The 26,152-nt window shown below is 63.5% G+C and carries 20 protein-coding genes; 2 read left to right on the top strand and 18 right to left on the bottom strand.

Annotated elements, in window-relative coordinates; all coding sequences use genetic code 11:
* The first annotated feature begins 56 nt into the window (after positions 1-56).
* Complete coding sequence (locus tag PCO31010_RS00325) at positions 57-2,762, top strand: autotransporter family protein (RefSeq protein WP_150662485.1); 2,706 nt, start codon at positions 57-59, stop codon at positions 2,760-2,762.
* An 82-nt stretch (positions 2,763-2,844) separates the two neighbouring features.
* On the opposite strand, the gene PCO31010_RS00320 is transcribed toward PCO31010_RS00325, so the two are convergent.
* The 11 genes from PCO31010_RS00320 to PCO31010_RS00270 form a co-directional block, all read right to left on the bottom strand.
* Complete coding sequence (locus PCO31010_RS00320) at positions 2,845-4,110, bottom strand: GGDEF domain-containing protein (protein WP_150662484.1); 1,266 nt, start codon at positions 4,108-4,110, stop codon at positions 2,845-2,847.
* 409 nt (positions 4,111-4,519) lie between these two features.
* The gene (locus PCO31010_RS00315) at positions 4,520-5,380 is read right to left on the bottom strand and encodes an IclR family transcriptional regulator (protein ID WP_425494992.1); all 861 of its coding nucleotides are present in this window, start codon (positions 5,378-5,380) and stop codon (positions 4,520-4,522) included.
* A gap of 108 nt (positions 5,381-5,488) precedes the next feature.
* Positions 5,489-7,087, bottom strand: coding sequence for an AMP-binding protein (locus tag PCO31010_RS00310; protein WP_246184365.1), 1,599 nt, complete (start codon positions 7,085-7,087; stop codon positions 5,489-5,491).
* 98 nt (positions 7,088-7,185) lie between these two features.
* Entirely contained in the window at positions 7,186-8,937 is a 1,752-nt protein-coding gene (locus tag PCO31010_RS00305; protein WP_150662482.1) for an ABC transporter permease subunit, read from the bottom strand.
* A gap of 41 nt (positions 8,938-8,978) precedes the next feature.
* Positions 8,979-10,067 carry an ABC transporter ATP-binding protein gene (locus PCO31010_RS00300; protein WP_150662481.1) on the bottom strand — a complete coding sequence of 363 codons (1,089 nt, stop codon included), beginning with the start codon at positions 10,065-10,067 and terminating at the stop codon, positions 8,979-8,981.
* A gap of 46 nt (positions 10,068-10,113) precedes the next feature.
* Complete coding sequence (locus PCO31010_RS00295; protein ID WP_150662480.1) at positions 10,114-11,196, bottom strand: ABC transporter substrate-binding protein; 1,083 nt, start codon at positions 11,194-11,196, stop codon at positions 10,114-10,116.
* A gap of 155 nt (positions 11,197-11,351) precedes the next feature.
* Entirely contained in the window at positions 11,352-12,152 is an 801-nt protein-coding gene (locus PCO31010_RS00290) for an enoyl-CoA hydratase/isomerase family protein (protein WP_039398566.1), read from the bottom strand.
* 397 nt (positions 12,153-12,549) lie between these two features.
* Complete coding sequence (locus tag PCO31010_RS00285) at positions 12,550-12,984, bottom strand: F0F1 ATP synthase subunit epsilon (protein ID WP_150662479.1); 435 nt, start codon at positions 12,982-12,984, stop codon at positions 12,550-12,552.
* A gap of 128 nt (positions 12,985-13,112) precedes the next feature.
* Positions 13,113-14,165 carry an Ldh family oxidoreductase gene (locus PCO31010_RS00280; RefSeq protein WP_150662478.1) on the bottom strand — a complete coding sequence of 351 codons (1,053 nt, stop codon included), beginning with the start codon at positions 14,163-14,165 and terminating at the stop codon, positions 13,113-13,115.
* Between the two features lie 36 nt (positions 14,166-14,201).
* Positions 14,202-15,692, bottom strand: coding sequence for a DASS family sodium-coupled anion symporter (locus PCO31010_RS00275; RefSeq protein WP_150662477.1), 1,491 nt, complete (start codon positions 15,690-15,692; stop codon positions 14,202-14,204).
* A gap of 400 nt (positions 15,693-16,092) precedes the next feature.
* Positions 16,093-16,617 (bottom strand): hypothetical protein, encoded by a 525-nt coding sequence (locus PCO31010_RS00270; RefSeq protein ID WP_150662476.1) that lies wholly within the window; start codon positions 16,615-16,617, stop codon positions 16,093-16,095.
* A 533-nt stretch (positions 16,618-17,150) separates the two neighbouring features.
* On the opposite strand from PCO31010_RS00270, the gene gor reads away from it, so the two are divergent.
* On the top strand, positions 17,151-18,512 hold the full coding sequence (gene gor / locus PCO31010_RS00265; protein WP_150662475.1) for a glutathione-disulfide reductase: 1,362 nt from the start codon (positions 17,151-17,153) through the stop codon (positions 18,510-18,512).
* Between the two features lie 83 nt (positions 18,513-18,595).
* Here the strand turns inward: gor and PCO31010_RS00260 are convergent, their stop codons facing one another.
* The 7 genes from PCO31010_RS00260 to fdhF all read right to left on the bottom strand — a co-directional run bounded on the left by PCO31010_RS00260 (position 18,596) and on the right by fdhF (position 26,143).
* Positions 18,596-19,984, bottom strand: a complete 1,389-nt coding sequence (locus PCO31010_RS00260) for a sodium-dependent transporter (protein WP_150662474.1) — start codon at positions 19,982-19,984, stop codon at positions 18,596-18,598.
* Between the two features lie 231 nt (positions 19,985-20,215).
* On the bottom strand, positions 20,216-20,977 hold the full coding sequence (locus PCO31010_RS00255; protein WP_150662473.1) for a phytanoyl-CoA dioxygenase family protein: 762 nt from the start codon (positions 20,975-20,977) through the stop codon (positions 20,216-20,218).
* Between the two features lie 151 nt (positions 20,978-21,128).
* Positions 21,129-21,497: a hypothetical protein gene (locus tag PCO31010_RS00250; RefSeq protein ID WP_039398577.1), complete on the bottom strand. Its 369-nt coding sequence runs from the start codon at positions 21,495-21,497 to the stop codon at positions 21,129-21,131.
* A gap of 183 nt (positions 21,498-21,680) precedes the next feature.
* Positions 21,681-21,932 (bottom strand): hypothetical protein, encoded by a 252-nt coding sequence (locus PCO31010_RS00245; RefSeq protein WP_039398579.1) that lies wholly within the window; start codon positions 21,930-21,932, stop codon positions 21,681-21,683.
* An 84-nt stretch (positions 21,933-22,016) separates the two neighbouring features.
* Positions 22,017-22,250 carry a formate dehydrogenase subunit delta gene (locus PCO31010_RS00240; protein ID WP_150662472.1) on the bottom strand — a complete coding sequence of 78 codons (234 nt, stop codon included), beginning with the start codon at positions 22,248-22,250 and terminating at the stop codon, positions 22,017-22,019.
* Between the two features lie 33 nt (positions 22,251-22,283).
* A complete protein-coding gene (gene fdhD, locus PCO31010_RS00235) occupies positions 22,284-23,216 on the bottom strand; it encodes a formate dehydrogenase accessory sulfurtransferase FdhD (RefSeq protein ID WP_246184462.1) in 933 nt (310 codons plus the stop codon).
* 41 nt (positions 23,217-23,257) lie between these two features.
* Positions 23,258-26,143, bottom strand: a complete 2,886-nt coding sequence (fdhF, locus tag PCO31010_RS00230; RefSeq protein WP_150662471.1) for a formate dehydrogenase subunit alpha — start codon at positions 26,141-26,143, stop codon at positions 23,258-23,260.
* Positions 26,144-26,152 lie beyond the last annotated feature (9 nt).

The following is a 26,152-nucleotide window of genomic DNA, read 5'->3' as shown; positions in this document are numbered from 1 at the left end:
AACTCACTCGAATTGCGCACGATGAAATAAAAACTCGTCACCCTCAGGAGTGCGATATGACAATCTCGCCACGTGCAGTTGAGTTCGTCCGGCATGCGCCGTGCCAGTCGCCACCCCTGCCTCTGAAGCCCCTCATTATCGCGCTGGCGCTATGCATCACCGCTCAGGCGCGTGCCGCATGCGATAACGTCGCCCCCGCCAGTGGCACAACCGTGACCTGCACGGGCACCGACGGCGTGGTTGCCGCGCAAGCTGGCAGCACAGGCGTCAACGTGAACGTACAGCAAGGGGCCAGCATCAGTTCGGTTCGGACTACCGCCGACGTCGCCACCATCACAGTCGATACATCGAGCACGATCACCAACAGCGGCACCGTCAGCATCACCGGGGCCAACGCTCCTCAGCCCGGGCGCGGCGCTGCCATTCTCGGTGCACACGACAACAATGTGCTGGTCAACACATCGACCGGCATCATTTCGACATCGGGCTACGAAAACGACGGCATGGCCGTCAACGGCAACAATGGTTCGCTGACCAACAACGGGACGATTACCGTCAATGGCCCGAACGCCTACGGCATGACAGCGGCCTGGGGACAATCGTCCGGCCTCGGCCTGAACAGCACCTTCGTCAACACTGGCACGATCACCGCCAATGGCGGCGGCAGCCGCGCGATCAGCGTCGTAGGCGGACAAAGTACCGTGACGAACAGTGGCACGCTTATCACCACGGGCGGCACGGCGTCGAACCGGTCATTCACCGTCTTCATGCAAGGCAACAACAATAACCTCACGAACAGCGGCTACATCGAAGCGCGCGGCGTCAACAGCGACGCCATCGTGTCGAACACCGCATCGGGATTCACGTCGTCCATCGTGAACCAGTCGGGCGGCCAGATCATCAGTCGGCAAGGCTTCGGCGTTCGCACGGTCAATGGCACGATCACGATCACCAACGCAGGCCTCATCGAGAGCGATGTCGGTACCGCCATCGCCATGAACGCGGCGGCGAAATCCAATACCCTCACGCTGCAAACCGGTTCGCAGATTATCGGCACGGCGGATGGTGGCAACAGTGCGGTCAGTCGCGTCAACTTGCAGGGCACGGGTACGGCGAGCAACGCCTTCGTGAACTTCGGCACGCTCAACATGCAGGGCGACAATTGGACGTGGACCGGAAGCGGCAACTTCACGACCGCGCAGTTTCAAAGCGGCGTGTTCAATCTGAACAGCACGCTCGGCGGAGCGACGTCTCAAGTCGCCGCAGGGGCCACACTCGCAGGTACGGGGACGCTCACGGGCAACCTGACCAACGCCGGGACCGTGCACCCGGGCGACGGCAGCGGAAATGGCACGCTGACCGTTACCGGCAACTACACCGGTAGCGGCGGCAAGCTCGCCATCGATACGGTGCTGGGCGACGACGCGTCCAAAGTCGCTCCGCTGACGGTTAGCGGCGGCACCATCGGCGGCAGCACGACGATTGCCGTCAACAATATGGGCGGTGCGGGCGGACTCACAACCGGTAACGGCATTCCGATGGTCAACGCCGTGGGCGGCGCGACGTCGAGCGCCAGTGCGTTCGCCCTCGGCGGCACGGTCAGCCAGGGGGCATACACCTACTACCTGTATCGCGGGGGTACGACCCCCGGCTCGGAAAACAGCTGGTTCCTGCGCTCGACAGTGCCGGTGGCCACCGCCGTGACCTACGTCGACCCGGTCACCGGCCAGACCGTCACCACAGTGCTCTCGCCTGTCGGCGCAGCGGGCAGCCCACCGACGGCCGCCGTAGGTTCGACGCCCATGCCCATCTATCGCGTGGAAGTCCCCGTCTATTCGGCGATGCCGGAAATCGCACGCGTCGCGGGCTTTGCGCAGATGGGCACGTTTCACGAGCGACAGGGGCAACAGGGTTTGCTGACGGAGAACGGTGTACTACCGGCGGGTTGGGCACGCGTCTGGGGACAAACCGAACAGTTCCGCGCCAAGGGCGACGTGTCGCCACAGTTCGACGGCAACATCGGCGGCGTGCAGGTCGGCCACGATCTCTTCTCGCGCAGCACGGACAGCGGGCATCACGACCACATCGGGATCATTGCAGGATGGACGCGTGCCTACGGCGACACGCAGGGCAGCGCACTGGGGTCGATGGACACGCACACCGGATCGCTGGGGCTGGATATGTACAGCGCGGGGCTGTACTGGACCCATGTGATGCCCAACCTCGCCTACGTCGACGCGGTCGTACTCGGCTCTGCGCTCCAATATGAATCGAAGCCCGTGAGCGGAATGAACACAAGCACGCATGGCAAGGCGGTGGCTGCGTCGCTCGAAGCTGGCTGGCCGATTCGGCTAACGCCCGGCCTCATGCTCGAACCGCAGGCGCAGATCGTCTACCAGCATCAGTCGCTCAACGATCTGACGGACGCCGTCTCGTCGGTGGCGTTCGCCAACACCAATAGCTGGCTTGCGCGCATCGGCGCACGTCTGGAAGGCAATTACGACGGCGCACGCGGATTGCTGCGACCTTACCTTCTGTTCAACCTGCTGCATACGTTCGGCAACGACGGCCGCGCCATCTTCGGCGGCACCACACCGATCGTCAGCAGCGCGAACACCACGGCGGCACAGTTCGGCATCGGCGTCGCCGGACGCTTCAACAAGCACGCGAGCGTGTACGCCACGCTCGCTTACCTCACGCAAATCGACGATACCCGCCAGCAGAGCGTGTCGGCAACACTGGGCTTGCGCTGGAGCTGGTAAGCACCGCCGCAGGGGCGAGCGAGCACGTTCGGCAGCACGGGTAACACGCAGTGCTTATCGCTCCAGCACGGCGAACCGGTTCTCAGCCGCCAGCCGCGACGTGCAAAGGTGGCGTCGCTACGTCGGGTACCTCTGTACGGTCGACACGCGGATCGACGACGGGCATGGCCGTCTCCGGCGTATAGCGCACACAACGATTGCGTCCGGCAGCCTTGGCCTGATACAACGCACGATCCGCGCGTTGCACGAGCGAGGACAGCTCACCACGTGAGCGTTCGTCGCACGCGATGCCGATACTCACGGTTGCGGCGACCGTCTCGCCCTGCACCATCCGTGCCGAACGCTCGAACGCTTCACGCACGCGCTCTGCGATGGTCTGCGCTTCGTTGGCCCCCACGCCCGGCAGGAACAACGCAAACTCCTCGCCACCGTAGCGTCCGAAGATATCGTCTGCCCGAAGCTGTTGCGACGCCGTGCGGGCGAACAGCAGCAGTACCGTGTCGCCGAACGGATGGCCGTACGTGTCATTGATGCGTTTGAAGTGATCCAGATCAAGGAGAAGCAATGCGACGGGGGCACGAGCAGCGCCATGACGTCGCAACTGCTCACGTGCGAGTCGAGTGAACTCAGGGCGGTTGAATGCCTGCGTTAACCCATCGCGCGTCGCCGCGCGGTGCAGCGCAATTTCCGAGCGCTCCTTTCCCAGCGACACCATCAGAAAACTGGCGACGACGATCAGCACGAGCATCTCGGTCGTAGAGACCTGCGGTCCGAACCACGCGAGGAATTGCGAATCGGTCGGACCGAGCCATACGAGCGCGACGGCCCGCGCCGTGTAAAACGATCCATGCAGCACGGCGACGACCGCCAGCACGATGCTGCTCGGCAGCCGCAGCCCCGAAGCCTGCCAGAACTCCCTGGCCGCCATCAGGCTGTAGAGCGCCAGCAATGAGAAGAACAGCACGCCGCCGCTCCAGGCGTCGAGCGGGCGCGCGAACAACCACGTCCCCCAAAGCAGCACTGCCGGGCCGCCAAAGACCGCAACCCACTGGACGCTTCGACCGTAAAAGCGCCGCGCACCGCTCCACACCATGGCGAACGCCAGCGTGGCGACGGCGTTGCCCAGCGGATAGAGCACCGCGAGCTGAGCACTTCGGGAGGCCAACAGATAAAGCACGGGAGAGAACGTCGCGAGCAGAAAAGCCAGACTCCACCATCGTGGCGATTCGGCTTCGTCGCGGCGTAAGGCGTCGAGCATGAACAGGATGCCTGTCGCAATGCTCAACAAGAAGGTCACAAACTGTAGCGTCGGCAGGTCTAACGCCGGCAGCGACAAACCAAGAGCCATGGCTCCGTCCCCCGTACGCACGGCCGACGGGCGGTCATCACCGTCCCGGGCGCATGCGCAGTTTGAAATACGGGGGATAAAACCTGACTGAATGATCAGCGGTTCGTTATTTTGGAGATGGCAAAACGCGGCAGCCGCTTGCGCGCCGTATGCGGCGCACCGTCTGGCCGCCCCGGTCCGGCCATCGGTTTCTCTAAGGAGTGTCCGTCGTCGCTGGCGTGTCTCGCGCTTCCCTGAAGCCCACTCGGTCGTGGGCCCGCTATGTCTTTTGACGCGCGACGCCGGAATTCCCTGAATTCAGCACTGCTCCATGTCCATGCGGCGGGATTCTAGCACGTCAAAATGAGACGGCAAGGGACGCTCAGCCCCACCAGACAACGACGTCTCAACCTTCCTTACACTACCTTTCTCACATTTCCTGACGCCGCCGCGCCGACAATGCGCCTGCCGTCTGAATCACCAGATCGGCAAATCGGCGTTCATCGCGCTCCGCATTCCAACGCACACGCGGCACAGCAATGTTGATCGCGCCGATGGCCCGGCCATCCTGATTGACGACGGCCGCCGCCGTCGAGATGTCGCCCATGAAAAACTCGTCTTCGGTGTGGGCGTACCCCTGCTTGCGGATGCGGGCGAGCCGCTCCTTGATCTTGCGCGGCTGCGACACTGTTGACGGCGTGAACTGGACGAGGTTGGTGCGCGCCAGAATATCGTCGATCTCGGCGTCGTCGAGCGTGGCGAGCATCGCCAGCCCCGGTGCCGTGCAGTACGCGGGCAGACGCGAGCCGACGATGACATTGGCGTTGAACACACTCCGGCTGACGATACGCAACACGAAAACGATGTCCGTATCGAGGCGCACGGTCAGATTGGTCGCCTCCTCCGTCTCCGCCGCCAACTGCTGCAAATAGGGTGCCGCGCGACTGACCAGTTCGTTCGAGACGAGATAGTGATACGTGAAGTCCAGCAGCTTGGGCGAGAGTTCGTACTTCTTGCTCTGCGGATCCTTGAGCAGATAACCCAGTGCCGAGAGCGTGAACGTGAAACGCTGTGCGGCGCTGATGTCGAGGCCGGTCGCCGCCGCAATTTCGGACAGAGACAGATGACGCTTCGAGCCATCGAACGCGGTGAGCACCTTCATCGCTTTTTCGACGGAATTGACATACAGCGTAGACTCCGTCGACGAGGCTGCCGAAGATGTCTCTGCCGCGACGGATGTGACGGCGGTCTTGTCTTTCGCGCGGCTGCGCGGGGTTTTGGTGGTGGCCACAGTCAGATGGGTGTTTTGACGGATTTGGCTGGATTATCGCATAAAAATAGCATTCTATCTTTATGCGATAACTCTAGATCCACGTTCGACCCTCACGCACGTGCTGCCTCATTTCGTTGCGACCCACTCCCACGCGCCTTGTGTGTCTCGCGACAACAAGTGCTTACGGATTCGCTCCGATGGCGTCGTCTCGAACTGCGCGGTCTCGCGATAGTAGCGCGGCCGCTGATAGCTGGCGAGACGCTCCGCCGCCCAGGTCGACAACGCCACCCAGTCGACGGCCGATTCGCGGAACTGCACGTACAGCATGACGTCCTGCTCGCCGATCTCGCTCGCCACGCCAATCGCCGCACACGCCGCCACCGCCGGATGCCGCGCAAATACCCGCTCGATTTCCCATGCCGAAACGTTCTCGCCCCGCACGCGCATGCTGTCGGTGCGACGCCCGATGAAAACCAGACTGCCGTCGGCACTGCGGCGCGCGCTGTCGCCCGTGTAGAGCTTGCCATCGCGCAACGCTTTCGCCGTGGCGTCGGGATTATCGAGATACCCCGGCAAGAACACACCGTCGACATCGCTCGACAGGACAATCTCCCCAGGCTCCCCATCGGCCACCGGCTGGCCCGCGTCATCGAGCAATTCCAGCGTCAACCACGGCAACGCATGGCCGATGGAGCCGGGTTGATCTGCGTCGTTGAGCGTAGCGAAGCTTGAGCACTCGGTCATGCCGTAACACTCGCGCAGCACACAACCCAGACGCTCGCGCGTTGCCTGCCAGGCACTGGCCGAGACACCCGCGCCCCATGCCACACGCAGGGAATTCGTCGCCGGTTGCGCGTCGCGCGGCAACTGCATGAGGATGTCCAGAATGCCACCAAGGTAGTGAAGATGCGTAGCCTGCGACTGCTCGCATTGCTGCCAGAAGCGGCTCGCCGAGAAGCGCTCGACCACGTGCATCTCGACATCCACGAGAAACGGGATCAACAACATTTGCGCGCCGCCAATGTGGCACAACGGCTCCCACAGGAACAAGCGGTCGCCCTCGCCTGCATCGGCCACGCGCAACGCTGCCTCGCTGGCAATACGCATCATGCGATGCGTGAACAAGACCCCCTTGGGCGCCCCAGTCGTCCCCGACGTGTAGATGATGCAAAGCACCGATGCCGGGGTGACGGCTGCCGCAACCGGTGCCTTCCCCGCATGCGCGGCGGCCTGCGCCATGACGTCCGACAGCCAGTAGCGCACCACCTGTGTGCCGTGATGTCCCGGCTGCCCGGCGGCCAGCGCGACGCCAGCGTCGAGTACGTCGGCGAACGACGGTTCTGAGATGAGCAACTTCGGTTTGGCGTGCCCCAGCAGATACTCGATGCCGTCGCCTTTCAGGCGCGTATTGACCGGCACCCACACGAGGCCCGAGAGCATGAGCGCATAGATCAGGGCGACTTGCGCGGCACTGTTGCCCAGCATGACCGCCACGCGATCGCCCGGCACGAGTCCCTGCGCGGCAAACCACGCCTGCATCGCACCGACCCGCGCGGCCATCTGCGCACGGTCGATGGCCTCACCCTCGAACACGACGACCGGCTTCGCTGAAGCCCTCTCAGCCCCCTCACGCCGATGAAGCCCCGCCATGAGCAGCGGCACGACATCGAGCGAATCGCCCTCGGCCCGCTGCGGGAAGTACTGAAGATAAGGATGCGACGACATGGGTGATGCGTGTGACGATTCCGACGCCGAAGACGTCTGCGCACTCACCGGCGCAACTCGGGCAACGTTAGACATGGACATACGAGAATCCGCGGGTATCAGTAGCTCTTGCGTTTGAAGATAGAAGACAACCAGACGACGAACACCATCAGGAAGACCAGCGACGTGGCGACAGCGGCCAATGTCGGCGTGACAGCCAGTTGGATGTCGTCCCACATCTGCTTGGGCAGCGTGGTGTTGATCCCGCCGGAGACGAAGATGGCAATCGTCAGGTCGTCGAACGACACGATGAAAGCGAACAGGAACGCCGAGCCGAGGCTTGCAGCGAGCAACGGCAGCAGCACGGTGCGCACGCGGGTGAAGGCCGACGCGCCGAGCATCTTGGCCGCGTCGTCGAGTCGCCAGTCGAAGCGCTTGAAGCTCGCCGACAAGGTGACGACCACGTACGGAATTGCCAGCACGGTGTGGCCGATGACAAGCCCCGCATTGGTGCCCGCCAGTTCCCACCGCGCAAACAGATACAGCAGGCCGACGGCGACGACGATGCGTGGCACGATCAACGGCGCGATGAACACGGCGAACAGCGGCTTGCGCCAGCGCGACGGCAACCGGACGAGCGCCAGACTCGCGCCGAAGCCCAGCACGAGCGCGAGCGCGGCCGTCGCGAAGCCCACGCCCAGCGAGCGCCACAACGCCGCCTGCCAGACGCTCGACTCAAGAAATGCCACGAACCACTTGATGGTGAACAGCTCCGGCGGGAACGACACGAACGATTGCTTCGTGAACGCCAGCGGCACGACGAATGCAATGGGCAACACCAGCGCGAGCACGACCGCCCACGTATAGGCCTTCAGGCCCAGACCGCCACCCGCCCGCTCGCCGCCTTGCGAGAACGACAGCTTGCCCGCGAGACGTCCGACGGTCATCAGCACAGGCAGCATGCGCCCGCCTGCCCCTGCGCGTCGTTCCGGCGCTTCTCCGGCCAGCGACGACAGGCCGACCACCCGGTCGTACACGAAGAACACGACGATGGAGCACAGCAGCAGGACCGTCGACAGTGCGCCCGCAAACCGCAGGTCGAACAACTCCAGCACCGACGAAATGACCAGTTGTGCCACCATCGACTCACGCGGCGAGCCAAGCAGTGCGGGCACGATAAAGAAGCCAAGACTGGTGATGAAGACAAGCAACCCGGCGGCCGCCGCACCCGGTCCGGACAACGGCAGAAACACGGTGAAGAAGCCCGTCGAGCGATCCGCGCCGAGCGTTTGCGCCGCCTGCACGAGCTGCATATTGATGCCGCGCATGATCGGCAGCATCGTCATGACGGCGAGCGGCAGCATCGCGTGCACCATGCCGATCAGCACGCCCGTCATCGACGGCGCGAGCGTGCCCGCGCTGTCGAGCAGACCGAGGTGCGTGGCGAGCGTCGTGAGCAGGCCCGTCTTCGAGAGCAGCAACATCCAGGCGTACGTCTTGACGAGATAGCTCGTCCAGAACGGCAGCACGATCCACAACAGCCAGCGCTCACGCGAGCGCGCCGACAGGCGGGCCAGCAAATACGCGACCGGATAGCCCAGCAGCACCGACAACGCGGCCGTCAGGAAAGCAATCCAGAAGGTCGAGCCGAGTACCTTGATATAGACGGCCGAGTGCGTCATGCGCGCGAATTGCGCGACGGACAGCACGCCGTCGGCATCGTAAAGGCCGCCTTGCAATATCTCGACGACCGGCACGATGAAGAACACAGCGAGGAACAGCAACGCGGGCAGCGCGGGCAACCACCGGGCCACGTGTTTCGGCCAGGCAATACGGGACCCCGCCTGGGGCAGGCGTTGAACAAGCCACATGGCAAATACTCCTGAAGCGGATGACTCGGGCGAAAGAAGACTCAGCGCGTGAGCAACGTGGCGCGGCCGTGATCCCACGCGAGCCCGACGCGATCGCCCACGCGTGGCGTCAGCTCACGCGGACAGCGCACGGTGAAATGCGCGCGCTCGGCATCGGCGGCAGAGCCGGGTTCACCGCCCTGCCCCAGCGATACGATGGCGCGCGTGTCGGCGCCGAGAAACACGACTTCGCGAATCGTCCCGGCAAGCGCACCGTCTTCCGGCGTCGTCAGCCGTGCCGCCTCGGGGCGCACGAGCAGGCTCGCCGCACCGGCCGCAGGCAGATCGGGGCTCGGACCGATGGGCACCAGACGCTCACCCACGCGCAGTGCGACGCGCCCGTCCGCCAGTCGCTCCACCACGCCATCGAGCAGATTCGAATGCCCGAGGAAGTCGGCGGCAAAGCGCGTAGCCGGACGGTCGTACAACTGCGCCGGCGTACCGATCTGTTCGATGCGCGCCTGATTCATCAGACAGATACGGTCGGACAGCGTCAGTGCCTCATCCTGATCGTGCGTCACATAGATGAACGTTGCGCCCAGCTCCTGATGCAGACGCCGGATTTCCAGTTGCATGTGCTCGCGCAACTTCTTGTCGAGCGCGCCAAGCGGTTCGTCGAGCAGAATGATCGACGGACGAAACGCGAAGCAGCGCGCCAGCGCGATACGTTGCTGCTGACCGCCCGACAACTCCGAAGGCAGACGTTGCGCAAACGCCTGCATCTTCACCATGGCGAGCGCCGAGTCGACGGCCGGTCCCAGCTCGGCGCGCGGCAGCTTGCGCATGCGCAAGCCATACGCCACGTTCTCCCAGACAGTCATGTGCGGAAAGAGCGCATAGCTCTGGAACACCATCCCGATGCCACGTTTGCCCGGTGCGTCGTGCGTGGCGTCGCGCCCGTCGATGAGCAACTGGCCCGCACTGGGCTCGACCAGCCCCGAGATCATTTGCAGCAGCGTGGTCTTGCCCGAGCCAGACGGCCCGAGCAACGTGAGAAATTCCCCTGCCGCGACGCGCAGATCCGTCGGCAGAAGCGCGGGCGTCTCGCGGTACGTCTTGGCAAGACCGATGGTTTCCAGTTTGGTACTCATATTCGTGCTCATCCTGCTCCGGTATTCACAACACTTGCATCGACGCTTACGACAACAGCCACGCGTTGAAACGCTCAGTGGCCTTCGTACGGTTCTCGGCCCACCACTGTGGGCTCGGCAAACGCATGCCCTTGAGGTTGGCGGGTGCGGTCGGCAGCAGCGGCGCGCGCTCCTTGGGAATGCCGTCGAATGCCTTGAGGTTGGTCGGACCATAGGCGAGGTCTTGCGTGATGAGCGCCTGTCGGGCCGGATCGCCGCAGAAGCGCACGAACTGCTTCGCGAACTCGGCGCGCGGCGTGCCCTTCGGAATCCCCCACCCTTCGATGGAATACAACCCCTGATTCCAGACGATCTTCACCGGCGCCTTGTTGTCGATGGCCGCCTGCGCGCGCCCGTTCCACGTCGACATCATGTCGACGTCGCCGCTCTGGATCGCCTGCATGGCCTGCGCCCCCGACGTCCACCAGAGGTTGATGTGCGGCTTGATCTTGTCGAGCGACTTGAAGGCACGGTCGAGATCGAGCGGATACAGCTTGTCGATGGGCACGCCGTCGGCCATGAGCGCCTGTTCCAGCGTGTCGAGCGGGCTGCGGCGCAGCGAACGGCGGCCCGGGAAACGCTTCACGTCCCAGAAGTCGGCCCACGTCTGCGGCGCTTCCTTCTGGAACTTGTCGGTGCGATACGCCAGCACGGTCGAGTAGACGTCGACACCCAACCAGTCGGCCGTCACGGCCTCGGGCATGATGCCGGGGAAGTCGGCAGCCTTCATGCCGACCGGCTCGAGAAAGCCCTTCGATTCGAGATACGGAATGTCCGCCGACAGCGTGAGCGTAGTGACGTCCCACACGAAGTTCTTCGTCTGCACCATCGCCGCGAACTGCGCCACCGGCTGTGAATCGCGCGCCACGCTCACGACCTTGATGCCTGTCGCCTTCTCGAACGGGTCGTAGAACGCCCGGCGATAAGCGACGGTGTACGGGCCGCCCGGATCGGAGACGATCAATTGCTTGGCCTGAGCGAACGCCGAGTGCGACGCGAGCATCGGCACCGAGCCAGCCAAAGCGGTGACACCGGCCATTTGAAGCAAACGGCGGCGGGACGGATTTTGCGGGTCGTGCGAGTGAGACATAAGGAACTCCGCTTGTGCGATGGACAGACGCAACACGCCTGCCCTGTGTGGGTTGCCGCCCGTCGCGCCGTTGTGACTGGGTGAGCGCAGGCAGCGACGGGGGGTAACGCTTCGGTCGATGGCGATCTCTTACGGATCGGCCGGGTGTGGCAGCGTCAGGCTTTTGCCGTTTCCGCCTTCGCGGCGCGCTTGGCAAAGAACGCGGCCATCATGCGCGCCGGTTCACCCGACTCGTACGACTCGCGCTGAATGCGCATGCCTGCTTCGATAGCGTCCTGGAAGGTGCCTTCGGTCATCTCGCGAAAGCGCTGCTTATCCAGACGCATCGCCACCGGCGGCTTCTCGGCGAGTTCCGTCGCGATTTCCAGCGCTTTGTCGAACACCTTGTCTTCCGGCACGAGGTGATGGATCAGGCCAAGACGATGGCTCTCGTCCGCGTCCATCAGACGGCCGGTGAGCGTCAACTCGATCGTGCGCGACAGCCCCAGCATGTGATTCATGATCCACGGACCGGTCGTGCTCGCGATACCGGCGTTGATCTCCGGTTGTCCCATGCGCACGCCCGGATGGCCGACGCGAATGTCGCCCAGCAGCGACACCTGGAAGGCCGAACCTGCGGCCGTGCCGTTCAACGCCATGACCAGCGGCTTCTTCAGACTACGGATCACGTCGTAGTAATGCTCCCAGCCCTTGATCCACTCGATAGCCGTGTCGCCGTCGAAATGCTTGGCTTCGGCCAGATCCTGTCCGGCGGAGAACGCGCGACCGGCACCCGTCATGATTACGGCCGCCACGTTGTCGTCGGCATTGAAACGCTGGAGCGCGTCGATGATCAGTTCGCGCATGGCGATGGTCCAGGCGTTGAGCGCCTGCGGACGATTCAAGGTGATTACCGCCACCTTGCCAACCTGCGTGAAGAGAACTTCCTGCTCCGTTTGCTTTGCTGTCTCGCTCATTTGAACTCCAAGGGCACCGACGCGTGGACATCACGCGTGCATTGAGATGGCGACAATGCGATCAACGCATTTCTCGCTAAACAGTTATCTCAGTGCAATAACTGTTATCTGAAAGCAATATAGTTATTCCAAAAAAATGGCGCAAGCGGAATCGTTACAGGGTTTACCTCAGGCGGTTGCACCTTGGGGATCGACGGCGGAACTCGATACGGAATCGTCGAGCGTCGACGGGAAGTGGCGCACGCCTGCGCAGCGCCATCTGACGAGGGCGCTCAGGCGATGTCCATTGAGGGATCGGGGAGAAAAACGCAGTGATCGGCCCGGCAAGGGCCGACCGGCTTTGAGCGGCTGGAGGTCAGCCGGGGTGAAGGTCGCCCACGGGCGACCCTAACTACGGTTAATCGCCTTGCACCCGCGACTTTTGTTTGCGGAGACGGCGAATGGCTTGCAGTTGCGCCACGGCTTCGGCCAGTTCGGCCTGCGCCTTGGCGTAATCGATGTCGCCGGTCTGTTGCTCCAGCAATGCGGCCGCCGCTTCGCGGGCACGCTCGGCGCGCGCCTGATCGAGACTGTCGGCACGCATGGCCGTGTCGGCGAGCACCGTCACCCGGTCGGGCTGGATCTCGACGAAGCCGCCAGCGATGTACAGGAATGTCTCGGTACCGTCGACGCCTTCGACGCGCACCGTTCCCGGACGCACGCCCGAGAGCAGCGGCGTGTGCCCCGGCAACACCCCCAACTCACCTGCCGAGCCGGGAATTTCCACGAAGCGCGCCTCGCCCGAGAAAATCGCGCGCTCGGTACTGACCACGTCTACCTTGAGTAATGCCATGTATTTCACTTCTCCCTGCGGCACGACGGCGCTCGTTTGCGGCGATACGGTCGTCGGGCCGTGTCCTTCTTAAGGTCTGGTGAACTCGGACGCATATACCTTTGCGCGCGCCGAGTCCGCCATGAACATCACAACGTTCGTGGCGTCGCGACACCGAGATCCGTCGACATCTTCAGTAGCGACTCCCAAATCGGTGTCGTGAGGTCGATGTGATCATGGTGCTTCTTGCGGTTGTCGGCCTCATATTCGCCGGGATACTGCACGCGGTCGAAGCCAGGCTGCGGCGGGCATGACGTCAGATAGTCGATGAACGCCTCCACCTCGTGCGAGCGCCACGTCGCGGCGAAGTCGACCTGCGGATTGAGGACGATGGCGAACATGTTGTTCGTCGCCACACCCGCACGCGGGTGTTCCGGCTGTATCGTGCCGCCTCCCGAGAGCACGCCCGCCAGCAACTCCGTCACGATGCCCAGCGCGTAGCCTTTGTGACCACCGAACGGCAGCAACGCACCGAACGGCTCGGTGAAGAGCGCGTTCGGATCGGTCGACGGATTACCGTAACCGTCGATCAGCGAGCCCGGCGGCGCCTGTTTGCCTTCGGCCGCGAGCACACGTGCCTTGTTGATGGCGATGGCGCTCGTCGCCATGTCCACCACCAGCGGCGGACGGTTGTTCGGCAACGGCCCCGCAAAGCACAACGGATTGGTCGTCAGGCGCGGCTCGCTGCCGCCAAACGGTGCAACCATCGGCTGACGGTTCGTCACATTCGTGAACGCCATGAACACCAGTCCTTGATGCGCCGCCATCTCGCCATACTGGCCCATGCGGCCCAGATGGTGGCTGTTGCGCAGCGTCAGAATCGCCACGCCCTTGTCGAAGGCGCGCGCAATCGCATGCTCCACCACGAACTTGCCGACGTGCTGACCAAAGCCGCGATTGCCCTCGAACAACAACAGATTGCCGTGATCGGTGAGCACGCTCGGACGTCCGCTCGGATTGACCTGTCCGTCCTCAAGCACTTTGCGATAGGTCGGCAGAATCGACAGGCCGTGACTCGCATAACCCACGCGGTCCGATTCCACGAGATGCTCGGCGACGTCGAGCGCGATGTCGTCGGGCACGCCCTGCGCGAGCAGCAGTTGTTTGCCGAAGTCGACGGCGTCTTTCAGAGGGATTCGCATAGTCACTCCTTGTTCATCGAACGCAGCAGGCGCGCATTACAACCAGCCCAGCCAGCGCCAGTACGTCGCGGCGAACACCAGCAGCAAGGCATAACCCACGACCGTGACGATGATCCCCACCTTGGCGAATTGTTTGGCGGTGAACGTGTCGGTGCCCAGACACACCATGTTCTGCGGTGCGTTAATCGGCAGGATGAAACCGAAGCTGACCGTGAAGCCGAGCAACATGGTCATGCCCAGCCGGTTGAAGTCGCCCGGCAAGGTTTGCAGCACGGCAATCAGAATCGGCAGCATGGCCGAGGTCAGCGCCGTGGCGCTCGCGAAACCCAGGTGAATGAGAATGAGGAATGCAGCCAGTATCGCGAAAATCGACAACGTCGGCAGCGAATCGAGGCCCGTTGCGGCGACCACGTGATTGCCCAGCCACTGCCCTGCCTGCGTCGTGAGCAATGCGGTACCGAGACTGATACCGACCCCGAACACGATCACGGTGCCCCAGGGAATACGCGACTGCACGTCCTTCCAGGTCATCACGCCAAAGCGCGGCAGCATCAGCACGACCAGACCGACGTAGGTGACCGAGGTCGTATCGAAGCGGTGCAGCTTGCCCTCCGTCGCCCAGAACAGCAGCAGTCCGATCGACACGGCGAGCAAACGCTTTTGCGAACTCGTCATCGGCCCCATTTCGCGCAGTTGCGCTTCCACGGCTTCTTTGCCACCGGCAATGGCGTCGGCCTCGGGCGGCATCAGCTTGAGTACGAGCACCACGAGCACCACCGACATGATGATCGCCCACGGTGCGCCAGCGACAAGCCACTCAGCCCACGTAATGCGGTCGCCGAGCATCTTGTCCATGAAGCCCACAGTCAGGAGGTTCTGTGCAGCCGCCGTCTGAATACCGACGTTCCAGATACTGGTCGCCTGCGCCACGATGATCATGATGCCTGCGGCAATGTTCGAGCGCTTATCGACACCGAACGCGGCAATCACACCCATCATGATCGGCACCACACAGGCGCTGCGGGCGGTGGCGCTGGGCACGACAAGCGAGAGCAGGATGGTCACAGCAACGGCGCCGATCATCACGCGGCGCGTGCTGGTCCCGATCTTGGAGAGGGTCACGAGGGCGATGCGGCGGTCGAGCCCGGTGAGGGTCATCGCCGCAGCGATGAAGAGCGCACCGGCCACCAGCGCGAGGGCCGAGTTGGAGAACCCGGCAAGCGCCATACTGATAGCGCGCGACGTGCCGTACTCGACACTCGGGTCCTGCACCGTGGGCGCGGTGCCCACGAGAAACGCCATCAGCGAAGTGATGATGATGGCGCTGGCCTCGTACGAGACGGCCTCGGTAATCCACACCACCACGGCAAAGGCGAGAATGGCCAGCATGCGATGGCCTGCGACCGGCAGATCGTCGGGCATCGGGATAAAGAGCACGGCAATCATCACGATCACACCGGCAATCAGCCCGATGGGTATTGCTTTCTTCTGGGGAGGGCTTTGCACAGAAATGTCAGGCGTGCTCATAAGGGGGCTCCAGAGCGGAATGGCATGCCGGCAGTCGGCATGTCTTGAGGAAATGCCACGCTTGAACTGCGGGTCAATCCTACCTGCATTGAACTTGGCGAGGCAAGCGCGGGGCGTAGGCGTGCACCGTTGGCCGCAGGCCCCAACGTAACGTGGGGCAAGACGGGCACGGCATAGGCAAGCGTGGCGGGGAATGGGCGAAGTCCGGCAGTCCCGCGTGCTTTCAGACGCACGGGACAGCGATCAACGCGGCGGTGAATGCGGCAGGCGAGGCATTCGGGGTGTACCAGACCCTCAGAGGTCCGGAAGCCCCGGTCGACGGAAATGCATCGCAAATGAAACGATGACGCAATCGACGCAGGCGGTACGGACGATACGGTTCGCCGTGAGGTGCGCGCGGCTAAAAATGCAGTCCGAAGTATTCCGGTGCACCGGCGAACAGTTGGGTATTGAGGACGGGATTGGTCAACGCGCGATGCCAGAGCGTCTGATACAGCCCTGTGAGTCCGGCGCGCGGTCCGGTCACCATACCGTCCGCGCCCGACGTCAGCCCGGCATTGCCGAGCGTTCCGCTTAACGTGCGACCGCTGACGATGACCGGGTCTGCCGCCCATGCTCCCGCGTCCGCGAACACGTCGTGCCACGGCGCGGGCGCCGCCCCCACGAGTGCAGCTGGCGGCGAACCCGGCGGCGTATGGGACGGCCCCCGGGCCGACGCCCGGGCCGCACGCTTCGAACGTGCGGCCCGTGTCGGCCGGGCGCCAGATTTGGCTTGCGCCGTTGCGGTCTTCGTCGCCGCCTGCGCACCGGTGGAGTTCACGGTATGCGGCGGATTGGCGGCATGTGCCGATGCCACCATCCAGAAGCAACACAACAACGCCAGCGCCGAGATGGCGCCCATCAGGCGGGTAAGCGACTTCGTCATGACGTCCTCTTGTATCGGCGGTGATCCCCGCCTGTCTTGAGAGAGTCATAGCAAATTTCGGACCATGAGAGACAACTATATGATTCTTATGCACTTCTTATTTCACCATTCGCAGACGTCCGAAGAATTCCCGAGATTTGTTTCACTTCAGAAACATCCGGCAGCCGCGATTGATCATCGACGATACGTTTTCACCCCCGTGTCGGCGGGTGTCTGCGCTCGCCGGTGAAGCATTAATCGACTTTCGACGCTTCGATTGTCGTCCCGCGTTTCGTCTGACGCATTGACGTGGATCAACGAAAGCGCACGACCGTGCGAAAACCCGAATTGACGGACGATGTGCGTTATGGCGAGGCATTGCGACGTTTTAACGGTGATCAATGAGGCGTTGACTGACCCTGGACTCGGACGCCTCCGAAAATGTCGGCGCCTCCCGATGTAGGGAGCATGTCTCTGGCACAATCGCTCAACGCAAGCAGCACGGGGCCATCGACCGACTGTCCGGTGTGCCCAATGACATAAAGGAGTCAGCAATGTCGCAGTTCGATGTGGATCTGTTCGTGATCGGTGCCGGTTCGGGCGGCGTGCGGGCCGCACGTGTCGCCGCGCAATACGGCGCGCGCGTGAAAGTCGCGGAAGAGTTTCGCGTGGGTGGCACGTGCGTCATTCGCGGTTGTGTGCCGAAGAAGCTGTTGGTCTACGCCAGCCGGTTTGCCGACGAATTCGAAGATGCCGCGGGTTTCGGCTGGGAAGTCCCCTCCCCCAAGTTCGACTGGAAAACGCTGATCGCCCGCAAGGACACCGAGATTGCGCGGCTCGAAGGCATCTACACGACCAACCTCGAACGCGCGGGGGCTGAACTCATCGCCGCGCGCGCCGTGGTCGAAGGCCCGCATACGGTCGTGCTGCCCGCCACTGGTGAGCGCATCACCGCGCGCAACATCCTGATCGCGACAGGCGGCCGTCCGGCAGATCAGCCACACTTCGTCGGACGCGAGCACGCCATTTCGTCAAACGAAGTGTTTCATCTCGAATCGCTCCCCGAGCGGATTACGATCATCGGTGGCGGTTACATTGCACTGGAATTCGCAGGCGTTTTCGCCGGGCTGGGCTCGAAGGTGACCGTCGTGCATCGCGGGCCGCATTTGCTGCGTGGCTTCGACGAGGAAGTCCGGACGTCGCTCGAAGCCGCATATCGCGAGCGAGGCATCGAGATCCTGCTTGAGCGCACAATCGAGCGTGCAGAGAAGACTCAGGACGGCTTGCGCATTACGCTGTCGGACGGCAGCGCGCACGAAGCGGATGTGCTGCTGAGCGCTGCGGGGCGCGTGCCGTACACGCAAGGACTCGGGCTGGCGGCCAGTGGCGTGGCACTCAACGACAAGGGGGCGGTGATCGTCGACGAGTTTTCGCGCACGAATGTGCCGTCGATCTTCGCCGTTGGCGACGTCACCGATCGCGTCAACCTCACGCCGATGGCAATTCGCGAAGGTCAGGCGTTCGCGGATACGGTGTTCGGGGAGCGCACCACGCGCGTCGACCACAAACTGATTCCGACCGCCGTGTTCAGTACGCCGGAGATCGGTGTGGTGGGACTGACCGAGAGTGAAGCCCGCGCGCAGTACGCACAGCTCAAGGTGTACAAGGCCACCTTCCGTCCGCTCAAGGCGACGCTGTCGGGCCGTCAGGAAAAGATGCTGATGAAGTTGCTCGTCGATGGTGCGACCGACAAGATTGTCGGCGCGCATATGGTCGGGGATCACGCAGGAGAACAGGTGCAGTTGCTGGGCGTCGCGCTGTCGATGGGCGCAACGAAGGCCGACTTCGATCGCACGCTGGCGGTGCACCCGACGGCCGCAGAAGAGTGGGTGACGATGCGTACGCCGGTGGCGTAAAGCGGCGCCATCCGACGCGGGTGCTGACGCCACTGTCGTGGTCAGTGCCCGCGTTCACTTATCCCAATCGAAGCCTTAGCACCTTAGAACGTCTGATACCAGACACCGAAGATGGCGATCGGCGTGAGCACCAACAGCAGTGCGCGCCAGACCGGTACAAACCACTGCGCGCGCGAACCTTCCAGCACAGTACGCGCCTTGGGCCAGATGCACGCACCGACGAAGATCGCGATGCAAAGCCCGCCCACCGGCATCAGCAGATTGACCGTGACATAGTCCATCAGATCGAAGATCGTCCGGTCAAACAAACGCACATCCGACCAGACGCCGAACGACAGTGCCGCCGGTGCACCGAACAGGAATGTCGCGACGAACACGGCGAGGACCGCCTGACCTCGCCGCCATTGATATTCGTCGATCAGAAAGGCCGTGACCGGCTCGAACAGCGAGACGGCCGAAGTCAGCGCGGCGAACAGCAACAGCAGGAAGAATGCGATAGCAATCGCGTGACCAAACGGCATCTGCGCGAAGATGGCCGGCATGGTGATGAATGTGAGGCCGGGACCGGCGTCGGGCGGCACACCGAACGCAAAAACGGCGGGGAGGATCATCAGACCGGCAAGGCAGCACGCCAGCGTCGCAAGCGTCGCCACCCAGACGGCCGAACCGGCGAGCCGTGCGTCGCGCGGCAGATACGAGCCGTAGACCACAATCATCCCCGCCCCCAGCGACAGCGAGAAGAACGCCAGCCCCAGTGCTTCGAGCAACGTGTCGCCGGAGATCATCGAAAAGTCGGGCGTAAGGAACCAGGCCACACCCGCCATCGCGCCGGGCAGCGTGAGCGCCCGGGCAATGACCATCAACATCAGCAGGAACAGCGCGGGCATGAGCCACTTGCCTGCCCGCTCGATGCCTTTCTGTACACCGGCCGCGACGATCAACGCCGTCAGCCCGAGAAACACCCCCATGCTCGCGAGTGACGCTACCGGATTTGCGGTGAACGCCGAGAACTCGGCGACCAGCCGATGCGTATCGTTCGCGAGGACCGAGCCGGTGAACGCGCGCATCAGGTACGTCACGGTCCAGCCTCCGACCACGACGTAGAACGAGAGAATCGCGAACGCATTGAACGTGGCGATGCGGCCGACCCAGGCCCAGGCACGTCCGCCGAGCGTGCGCAATGCGGTCGTGATGGACTGCCCCGTCAAGCGGCCAACCGTCATCTCTGCCAGCAACAGGGCGACACCGAGCGTCAGCACACAGACCAGATAGACGGCGAGGAACGCACCGCCGCCGTGCTGCCCGACGACGTACGGAAATTTCCAGACCGCGCCGAGGCCGACGGCAGAGCCAGCGGCGGCGAGCACAAAACCCAGCCGCGATCCCCAGGTGGCACGGCTCGCTTCACCCGAAGCATCGGTTGCAGCGGGCGATGCCGCCGGGGCAGCAGGTGAGATAGGTAAATGGGACACGTGTCTCCTCCGGAAACGGACGTGCAGCCACTCGTTCCACGCGGCTTTGCACCGCGCGGGAGCGACACGTCACTGGTTCATGGAATGGCGTCAGGCAGATTACTGGCGCGGCACGGCATCGATATCGGAACGATGCGGCTCACTTGCGCCAGCGCGCGACACCATAAGGGTGGCCGGAGAGTCTACGCGGGAAAAGGTGCCTACCGGTTTAGGAAAGCACCCAAATTGGCATCAATGGCCGAGTTCGACCTCGCCTGCCGAGGCAGAACGCGTCCCCGGTTTCGGTGGATTGCTCTCGCCCCGGTATGCGAACACGACCGAGAATTTGGTAGCGTCGCCTTCATTGCGGCCAGCCGCGTGGAACAGGCCGCTGTGGAACAGCACGACGTCGCCTTGGGCAAGTTCCACCTGCTTGCCGCGCGCCACGAGCGGCTGATTGTCCGGCTCGTCGGGACGCAGGAAGTCCAGTGAATCAAGCTGATGCGGCTGAAGCTGCTCACGGTGCGAACCCGGAATGAAGCGAAGCGCACCGTTGTCGCGCGTCTCCGGCCCCAGCGCCAGCCAGACCGACACAAGTGAGTTCTCGGGGAACGACCAGTAACGGATATCGCGATGCCAGCCGGTTGCCGTACCGAAGTGCGGATGTTTCGTCATCACGCAATTGTGGTGCGCGAGCGTCAGCACCACGTCTTCGCCAAAGATCTGGGCAAGCGATTCGATCAGGTCCGGGCGCGTGGCCCAGTTGCGCAGTGCATCGCCGCGATCGTAAGCCTTGAGCAGACGGCGAACCGTCTGGCCACCCTCGGCGTCGCGCGATTGCGGCGCGCCCTCATACCCCACGTCGGCTTCGAACTCGAGCGGTAGCGTGGCCGCCGCCAACTGCGCTCGCACATCGGCCAGAATCGCCTCGCAGTCGGCCTGCGCGACGTAGCGCGGAAGGATCAGATAACCGTCGTTACGGAAGGTTTCGAGTTGCGATGCGGTAAGCGCCATGATGGTCGGCGAAGCGGGCAATAAGCTGGCTGTTAATGGGAAATGACGAGAACTTGGAGTTTTGCTGTAACCGGATGAATCGGGAGGACTTGCAGGGTCATGGCCGTTGACGTCGTTGCTGCATCACATGACGTCGTGACGGCAATGGCGCTCAGGCGGCGCGTTTACGTCGTCGGGGCGGTAGATCGCCGGCCGTCTTGCGTTCGAGCTTGGGTTCGGGCTGTGGCACGTCGGTGCCAGGCAGCGACGCCTGCGGATTACCGGCGGGACGCGGCGTATCGACTACGCTGCGCAGACGGTCGAGCTCACGCGTGAGCTTCGCCAATTGGTATTCGAGCTGGCAGTTACGGCGATACAGCGTGCGCATCTTCTGGCTGAGCGCCTGCGTCTGTGTCCAGTATTCCGGATACATGACGAAACGCCCATCCGGGCGCTCGACGACGCCAAGCCCGCTCTGCCCCATCACGTCGATGGTTTCCAGCGCGTAGCGTCGAACTTTTTTTACCGTACCTGCCGCCATTTATTTCCTACAGTCCCAGCCTGAGAGAGTCAGGCGCGGCATTTTGCCACGAATTCGGCCCGCCCGGGCGGCAAACCCGCGTCGGACCGGAGATTTATTTTTCTGCTGCGGCCCCGCCGGACGGGGCTGCGAGCAAGTTGTGGACGCATCGGGACACAATCTCCCGGCAATGCACAGCAATTGTTACGGCTTCGGCGTCTTACCCGTGTCGATGGAAACCGGATCGCTTGCCGGGAAGGTTTCCTCCAGCCCCTTGTCAAGACGCTTCGTCTCGCTGGGTCGCGATGCGGGAACCCGCTTCGGTTTGTCGACTTCGATGGACACGGGATCGCTCGCCGGAAACGTCTCCTCAAGCGCTTCGTCGAGGTCGCGTTCCACCGCGTCCTCCTTGTGAGGATGCTGTGGGCCGGGCTTGCGCGTGGGGGTATCGCTCATCAAGTCCTCCGCTGATAGGGCCGCGCCGGTGCGCGACCGTCACCCTTACTATACCGCGAGCTGCGTAGGCTCGCGTCCATTCAGTCAGGCGGCGGGCGTCAGGCGCGCACGGTGGCGCGTCAGCGCTTCGCGCACGAGCGAGTGCATTTCCTCACCGTCCGGGGTGTCGACGAGTGCCAGAATCTGCGAACGCATGCGGGGATCCCAGAACTTATGCAGATGCGTCGCGACCTGATCCAGCGCTTCGTCGCGATCGGGCAATGAGTCGAAGAAGTCTGCAATGCGATTGGCCATACGCACGAGGTTGTTGCCGTCCATCGAAAGTCTCCCGCTCCTTCAGGGTCAAGGCCGTCAGACGCGCTCGTCGAGCGCGGCCCCGCCGGTATAGATCACACACTGTTCGCCGCGCACGAAGCCCACGAGCGCCACGCCTGCCGCTTGTGCCGTACGCACCGCCAGCGCCGTCGCCGCCGAGACGGCCGCCACCATCGGAATGCCGACTTGCGCCGCTTTCTGCACGATCTCGACGCTGGCGCGACTGGTCATCAGCACAAAGCCGCTATCGAACGCACGCCCCTCGCGCGCCAGCGCGCCGATGAGTTTGTCGAGCGCGTTATGACGGCCGACGTCTTCCCTCAGACAAACGATCTCGCCCTGCGCCGAGCACCAGGCCGCGCCGTGCACCGCACCGGTCACACCGTTGAGCGCCTGATGCGCCGCAAGCCCCGCATGCGCCGCCGCAAGCGCCGCATGGGTCACACGCAACGGCTCGCCAGCGGACGGTAACGGCCGCAACACCTGATCGAGACTCTCCGTGCCGCAAAGCCCGCAACCGGTGCGACCCGTCAGGTTGCGACGCCGCTCCTTGAGTCCGGCGAACGCGCGCGACGACACTTCGAGGTGCGCCGTAATCCCCAGTGAGGTCGCCGAAACGTCCACGCCATAACACTCGCGCCGGTCGTTCAGAATGCCTTCCGACAACGCGAACCCCAGCGCAAAATCTTCGATATCGGCGGGTGTCGCGAGCATCACCACGTGCGAAATGCCGTTGAACTCCAACGCGACGGGCACTTCTTCGGCGAGTTCGTCGCTCGCCGCCTGCCACGCGCCATGACGGAATCGCCGCACACCGAATGTCGCGTGCGGCGAGAGGCTTTCGGGGTCGATGGCTGTCGGCGCGACGTCACACACGGGGGCCGCGATGCCATCGATCTCATTGCTGGCATCGCCGACCAATTCACCGGCTTCGCGCCCTTCAGCCACTTCACGTAACGGGTTGGACATCGTCAAACACTGACTCCAGGTCATTCCAGGGGTTCGCGCCCCTACTTCGCCGACACCGGTTCGGCAGGGTTGCGGGCCGCATCGAGCAATTCGAGCTGCGTGCGGTTGAAGGACGAATACTTGGCCTGCCATGCCGACGGCTGCACCACCGGCAGCACCTGCACGGCCGTCACCTTGTATTCCGGGCAATTCGTTGCCCAGTCCGAGTTATCCGTCGTGATGACGTTCGCGCCCGATTCCGGGAAATGGAACGTCGTATAAACCACGCCGGGTTGCATACGTTCGCTGAGCACCGCGCGCAGCACCGTCTCGCCTGCCCGACTCCGGATGCCGACCCAGTCGTCATCCTTGATCCCCCGCTCCTGCGCGTCGTGCGGGTGAATTTCGAGCCGGTCTTCGTCGTGCCAGTGAACGTTGTGCGTGCGGCGCGTCTGCGCTCCGACATTGTATTGCGAGAGGATACGCCCCGTGGTGAGCAGCAACGGATAGCGCGGCGTGACCTTCTCGTCCGTCGGCACATAACGCGTGATGATGAAGCGTCCCTTACCGCGCACAAAGGCGTCGACGTGCATGATCGGCGTGCCGTCGGGGGCCTCGTCGTTGCACGGCCATTGCAGGCTGCCCGCTTCGTCCAGACGCGCATAACTCACACCATGGAACGTCGGCGTGAGCCGCGCGATCTCGTCCATGATCTCGGACGGATGCGCGTACGGCATCTCGTAGCCCAGCCGCTTGGCCAGCTCGATGGTGACTTCCCAGTCGGCCATGCCCGGCAACGGCGCCATCACCCGGCGCACGCGAGAAATACGTCGCTCGGCGTTGGTGAACGTGCCGTCCTTTTCGAGGAACGTCGTGCCCGGCAGCAGCACGTGGGCATACTTGGCTGTCTCGTTCAGGAAGATGTCCTGCACGACGATGCACTCCATTGCCTCCATCGCCGCTGCCACGTGCTGCGTGTTGGGGTCGGACTGCACGATGTCCTCGCCCTGGCAGTAAAGTCCCTTGAAGCTGCCGTGGATGGCCGCGTCGAACATGTTCGGGATACGCAACCCCGGCTCGGCCTGCAACGTCACGCCCCACGCGGCTTCGAACTCCTCGCGCACCAGCGTATCGGACACATGCCGGTAGCCCGGCAACTCGTGCGGGAACGAGCCCATGTCGCACGAGCCCTGCACGTTGTTCTGTCCGCGCAAGGGGTTCACGCCGACACCTTCGCGCCCGACGTTGCCCGTCGCCATCGCCAGGTTCGCGATGCCCATGACCGTGGTCGAGCCCTGCGCGTGCTCCGTGACGCCCAGCCCGTAGTAAATCGCTGCGTTGCCGCCCGTCGCATACAGACGCGCAGCGCCGCGAATATCCTCGGCAGGTACGCCCGTCACGACGGACACCGCCTCGGGCGAATTCTCCGGCAGCGCCACGAAATCGCGCCACTGTGCAAATGCCCGGTCCTCGCACCGCTCGGCAATGAACGCTTGCGCCAACAGCCCCTCGGTGACGATCACGTGCGCCAGCGCGTTGACCATCGCCACGTTGGTGCCGGGGCGCAGCGGCAGATGGAACGTCGCCTTCACGTGCGGTCCGTCGACGATATCGATGCGACGCGGATCGATCACGATAAGCTTCGCCCCCTCGCGCACACGACGCTTGAGTCGCGAGGCGAAGACAGGATGCCCGTCCGTCGGGTTCGCGCCCATCACGAGAATGACGTCGGCGTGTTCGATCGACTTGAAGGTCTGCGTACCGGCGGACTCGCCGAGCGTCTGCTTCAACCCGTAACCGGTCGGCGAATGACAGACGCGCGCGCAGGTATCCACGTTGTTATTGCCGAACGCGGCACGCACGAGCTTCTGCACGAGATACGTCTCTTCATTCGTGCAGCGCGACGACGTAATGCCGCCAATAGCGTCGACACCGTACTTCGCCTGCAACCGACGGAACTCCGATGCCGCGTAATCGAGCGCCTCGTCCCACGACACTTCGCGCCACGGATCGGTGATCTTGCTGCGGATCATCGGCTTGGTGATGCGCTCCTTGTGCGTGGCGTAGCCCCAGGCGAAGCGTCCCTTGACGCAGGCATGGCCTTCGTTCGCGAGACCGTCCTTGTACGGGGTCATGCGCACGACTTCGCCGCCCTTCATTTCCGCCTTGAACGCACAGCCGACGCCGCAATACGCGCACGTCGTCACGACCGCGTGCTCGGGCTGCCCCATCTCGACGATGCTCTTTTCCTGCAATGTGGCCGTCGGGCATGCCGCCACGCAGGCGCCGCACGACACGCACTCCGAGTCCATGAACGGCTGGTCCTGCCCGGCTGAGACGCGCGCCTCGAAACCTCGCCCGGAGATCGTCAGAGCGAAGGTGCCCTGCGTCTCCTCGCAAGCCCGTACGCACCGGTTACACACAATGCATTTCGACGGGTCATACGTGAAGTACGGATTGGACTCGTCCTTGGCGCTGTGAATGTGGTTATCGCCGTCGAAGCCGTAGCGGACTTCGCGCAGTCCGGTCACACCGGCCATGTCCTGCAACTCGCAATCGCCGTTGGCCGCGCACGTCAGGCAGTCCAGCGGGTGATCGGAGATGTAAAGCTCCATTACGTTGCGCCGCAAGTCTTGCAACTTCGGTGATTGCGTGCGCACCTTCATGCCCGGCTCGACGGGCGTCGTGCACGAGGCCGGGAATCCGCGCCGCCCCTCGATCTCGACCAGACACAGGCGGCACGACCCGAACGGTTCGAGGGAATCCGTCGCACAGAGCTTGGGGATGTTGACGTCGTTGCCCGCTGCGGCGCGCATGATCGACGTGCCCGCCGGGACCGTCACGCTCAGACCGTCGATCTCCAGCGTGACCTCGACTTCGCTTTCACGCCGCGGCGTGCCCATGTCGGGGCCGTGGCCCGGCGAAACTTGTGCATTCGGATGGATCATGTGTCGTTC

It is taken from the genome of Pandoraea commovens (genome assembly GCF_902459615.1).
GTDB lineage: Bacteria > Pseudomonadota > Gammaproteobacteria > Burkholderiales > Burkholderiaceae > Pandoraea > Pandoraea commovens.
Note: the sequence above shows the minus strand (reverse complement) of the source record. Positions and strands in the feature narration are given on the sequence as shown.

What these genes read in the sequence shown, in the direction of transcription:
- PCO31010_RS00290 (WP_039398566.1), bottom strand. Translation starts at nt 12,152, where the DNA reads ATGAGCGAGACAGCAAAGCAAACGGAGCAGGAAGTTCTCTTCACGCAG.
- PCO31010_RS00310 (WP_246184365.1), bottom strand. Translation starts at nt 7,087, where the DNA reads ATGTCGTCGCATCCTTATCTTCAGTACTTCCCGCAGCGGGCCGAGGGC.
- PCO31010_RS00280 (WP_150662478.1), bottom strand. Translation starts at nt 14,165, where the DNA reads ATGCGAATCCCTCTGAAAGACGCCGTCGACTTCGGCAAACAACTGCTG.
- PCO31010_RS00325 (WP_150662485.1), top strand. Translation starts at nt 57, where the DNA reads ATGACAATCTCGCCACGTGCAGTTGAGTTCGTCCGGCATGCGCCGTGC.
- PCO31010_RS00320 (WP_150662484.1), bottom strand. Translation starts at nt 4,110, where the DNA reads ATGGCTCTTGGTTTGTCGCTGCCGGCGTTAGACCTGCCGACGCTACAG.
- PCO31010_RS00245 (WP_039398579.1), bottom strand. Translation starts at nt 21,932, where the DNA reads ATGAGCGATACCCCCACGCGCAAGCCCGGCCCACAGCATCCTCACAAG.
- PCO31010_RS00300 (WP_150662481.1), bottom strand. Translation starts at nt 10,067, where the DNA reads ATGAGTACCAAACTGGAAACCATCGGTCTTGCCAAGACGTACCGCGAG.
- PCO31010_RS00275 (WP_150662477.1), bottom strand. Translation starts at nt 15,692, where the DNA reads ATGAGCACGCCTGACATTTCTGTGCAAAGCCCTCCCCAGAAGAAAGCA.
- fdhF (WP_150662471.1), bottom strand. Translation starts at nt 26,143, where the DNA reads ATGATCCATCCGAATGCACAAGTTTCGCCGGGCCACGGCCCCGACATG.
- PCO31010_RS00305 (WP_150662482.1), bottom strand. Translation starts at nt 8,937, where the DNA reads ATGTGGCTTGTTCAACGCCTGCCCCAGGCGGGGTCCCGTATTGCCTGG.
- fdhD (WP_246184462.1), bottom strand. Translation starts at nt 23,216, where the DNA reads ATGTCCAACCCGTTACGTGAAGTGGCTGAAGGGCGCGAAGCCGGTGAA.
- PCO31010_RS00255 (WP_150662473.1), bottom strand. Translation starts at nt 20,977, where the DNA reads ATGGCGCTTACCGCATCGCAACTCGAAACCTTCCGTAACGACGGTTAT.
- PCO31010_RS00270 (WP_150662476.1), bottom strand. Translation starts at nt 16,617, where the DNA reads ATGACGAAGTCGCTTACCCGCCTGATGGGCGCCATCTCGGCGCTGGCG.
- PCO31010_RS00240 (WP_150662472.1), bottom strand. Translation starts at nt 22,250, where the DNA reads ATGGACGGCAACAACCTCGTGCGTATGGCCAATCGCATTGCAGACTTC.
- PCO31010_RS00250 (WP_039398577.1), bottom strand. Translation starts at nt 21,497, where the DNA reads ATGGCGGCAGGTACGGTAAAAAAAGTTCGACGCTACGCGCTGGAAACC.
- PCO31010_RS00285 (WP_150662479.1), bottom strand. Translation starts at nt 12,984, where the DNA reads ATGGCATTACTCAAGGTAGACGTGGTCAGTACCGAGCGCGCGATTTTC.
- gor (WP_150662475.1), top strand. Translation starts at nt 17,151, where the DNA reads ATGTCGCAGTTCGATGTGGATCTGTTCGTGATCGGTGCCGGTTCGGGC.
- PCO31010_RS00295 (WP_150662480.1), bottom strand. Translation starts at nt 11,196, where the DNA reads ATGTCTCACTCGCACGACCCGCAAAATCCGTCCCGCCGCCGTTTGCTT.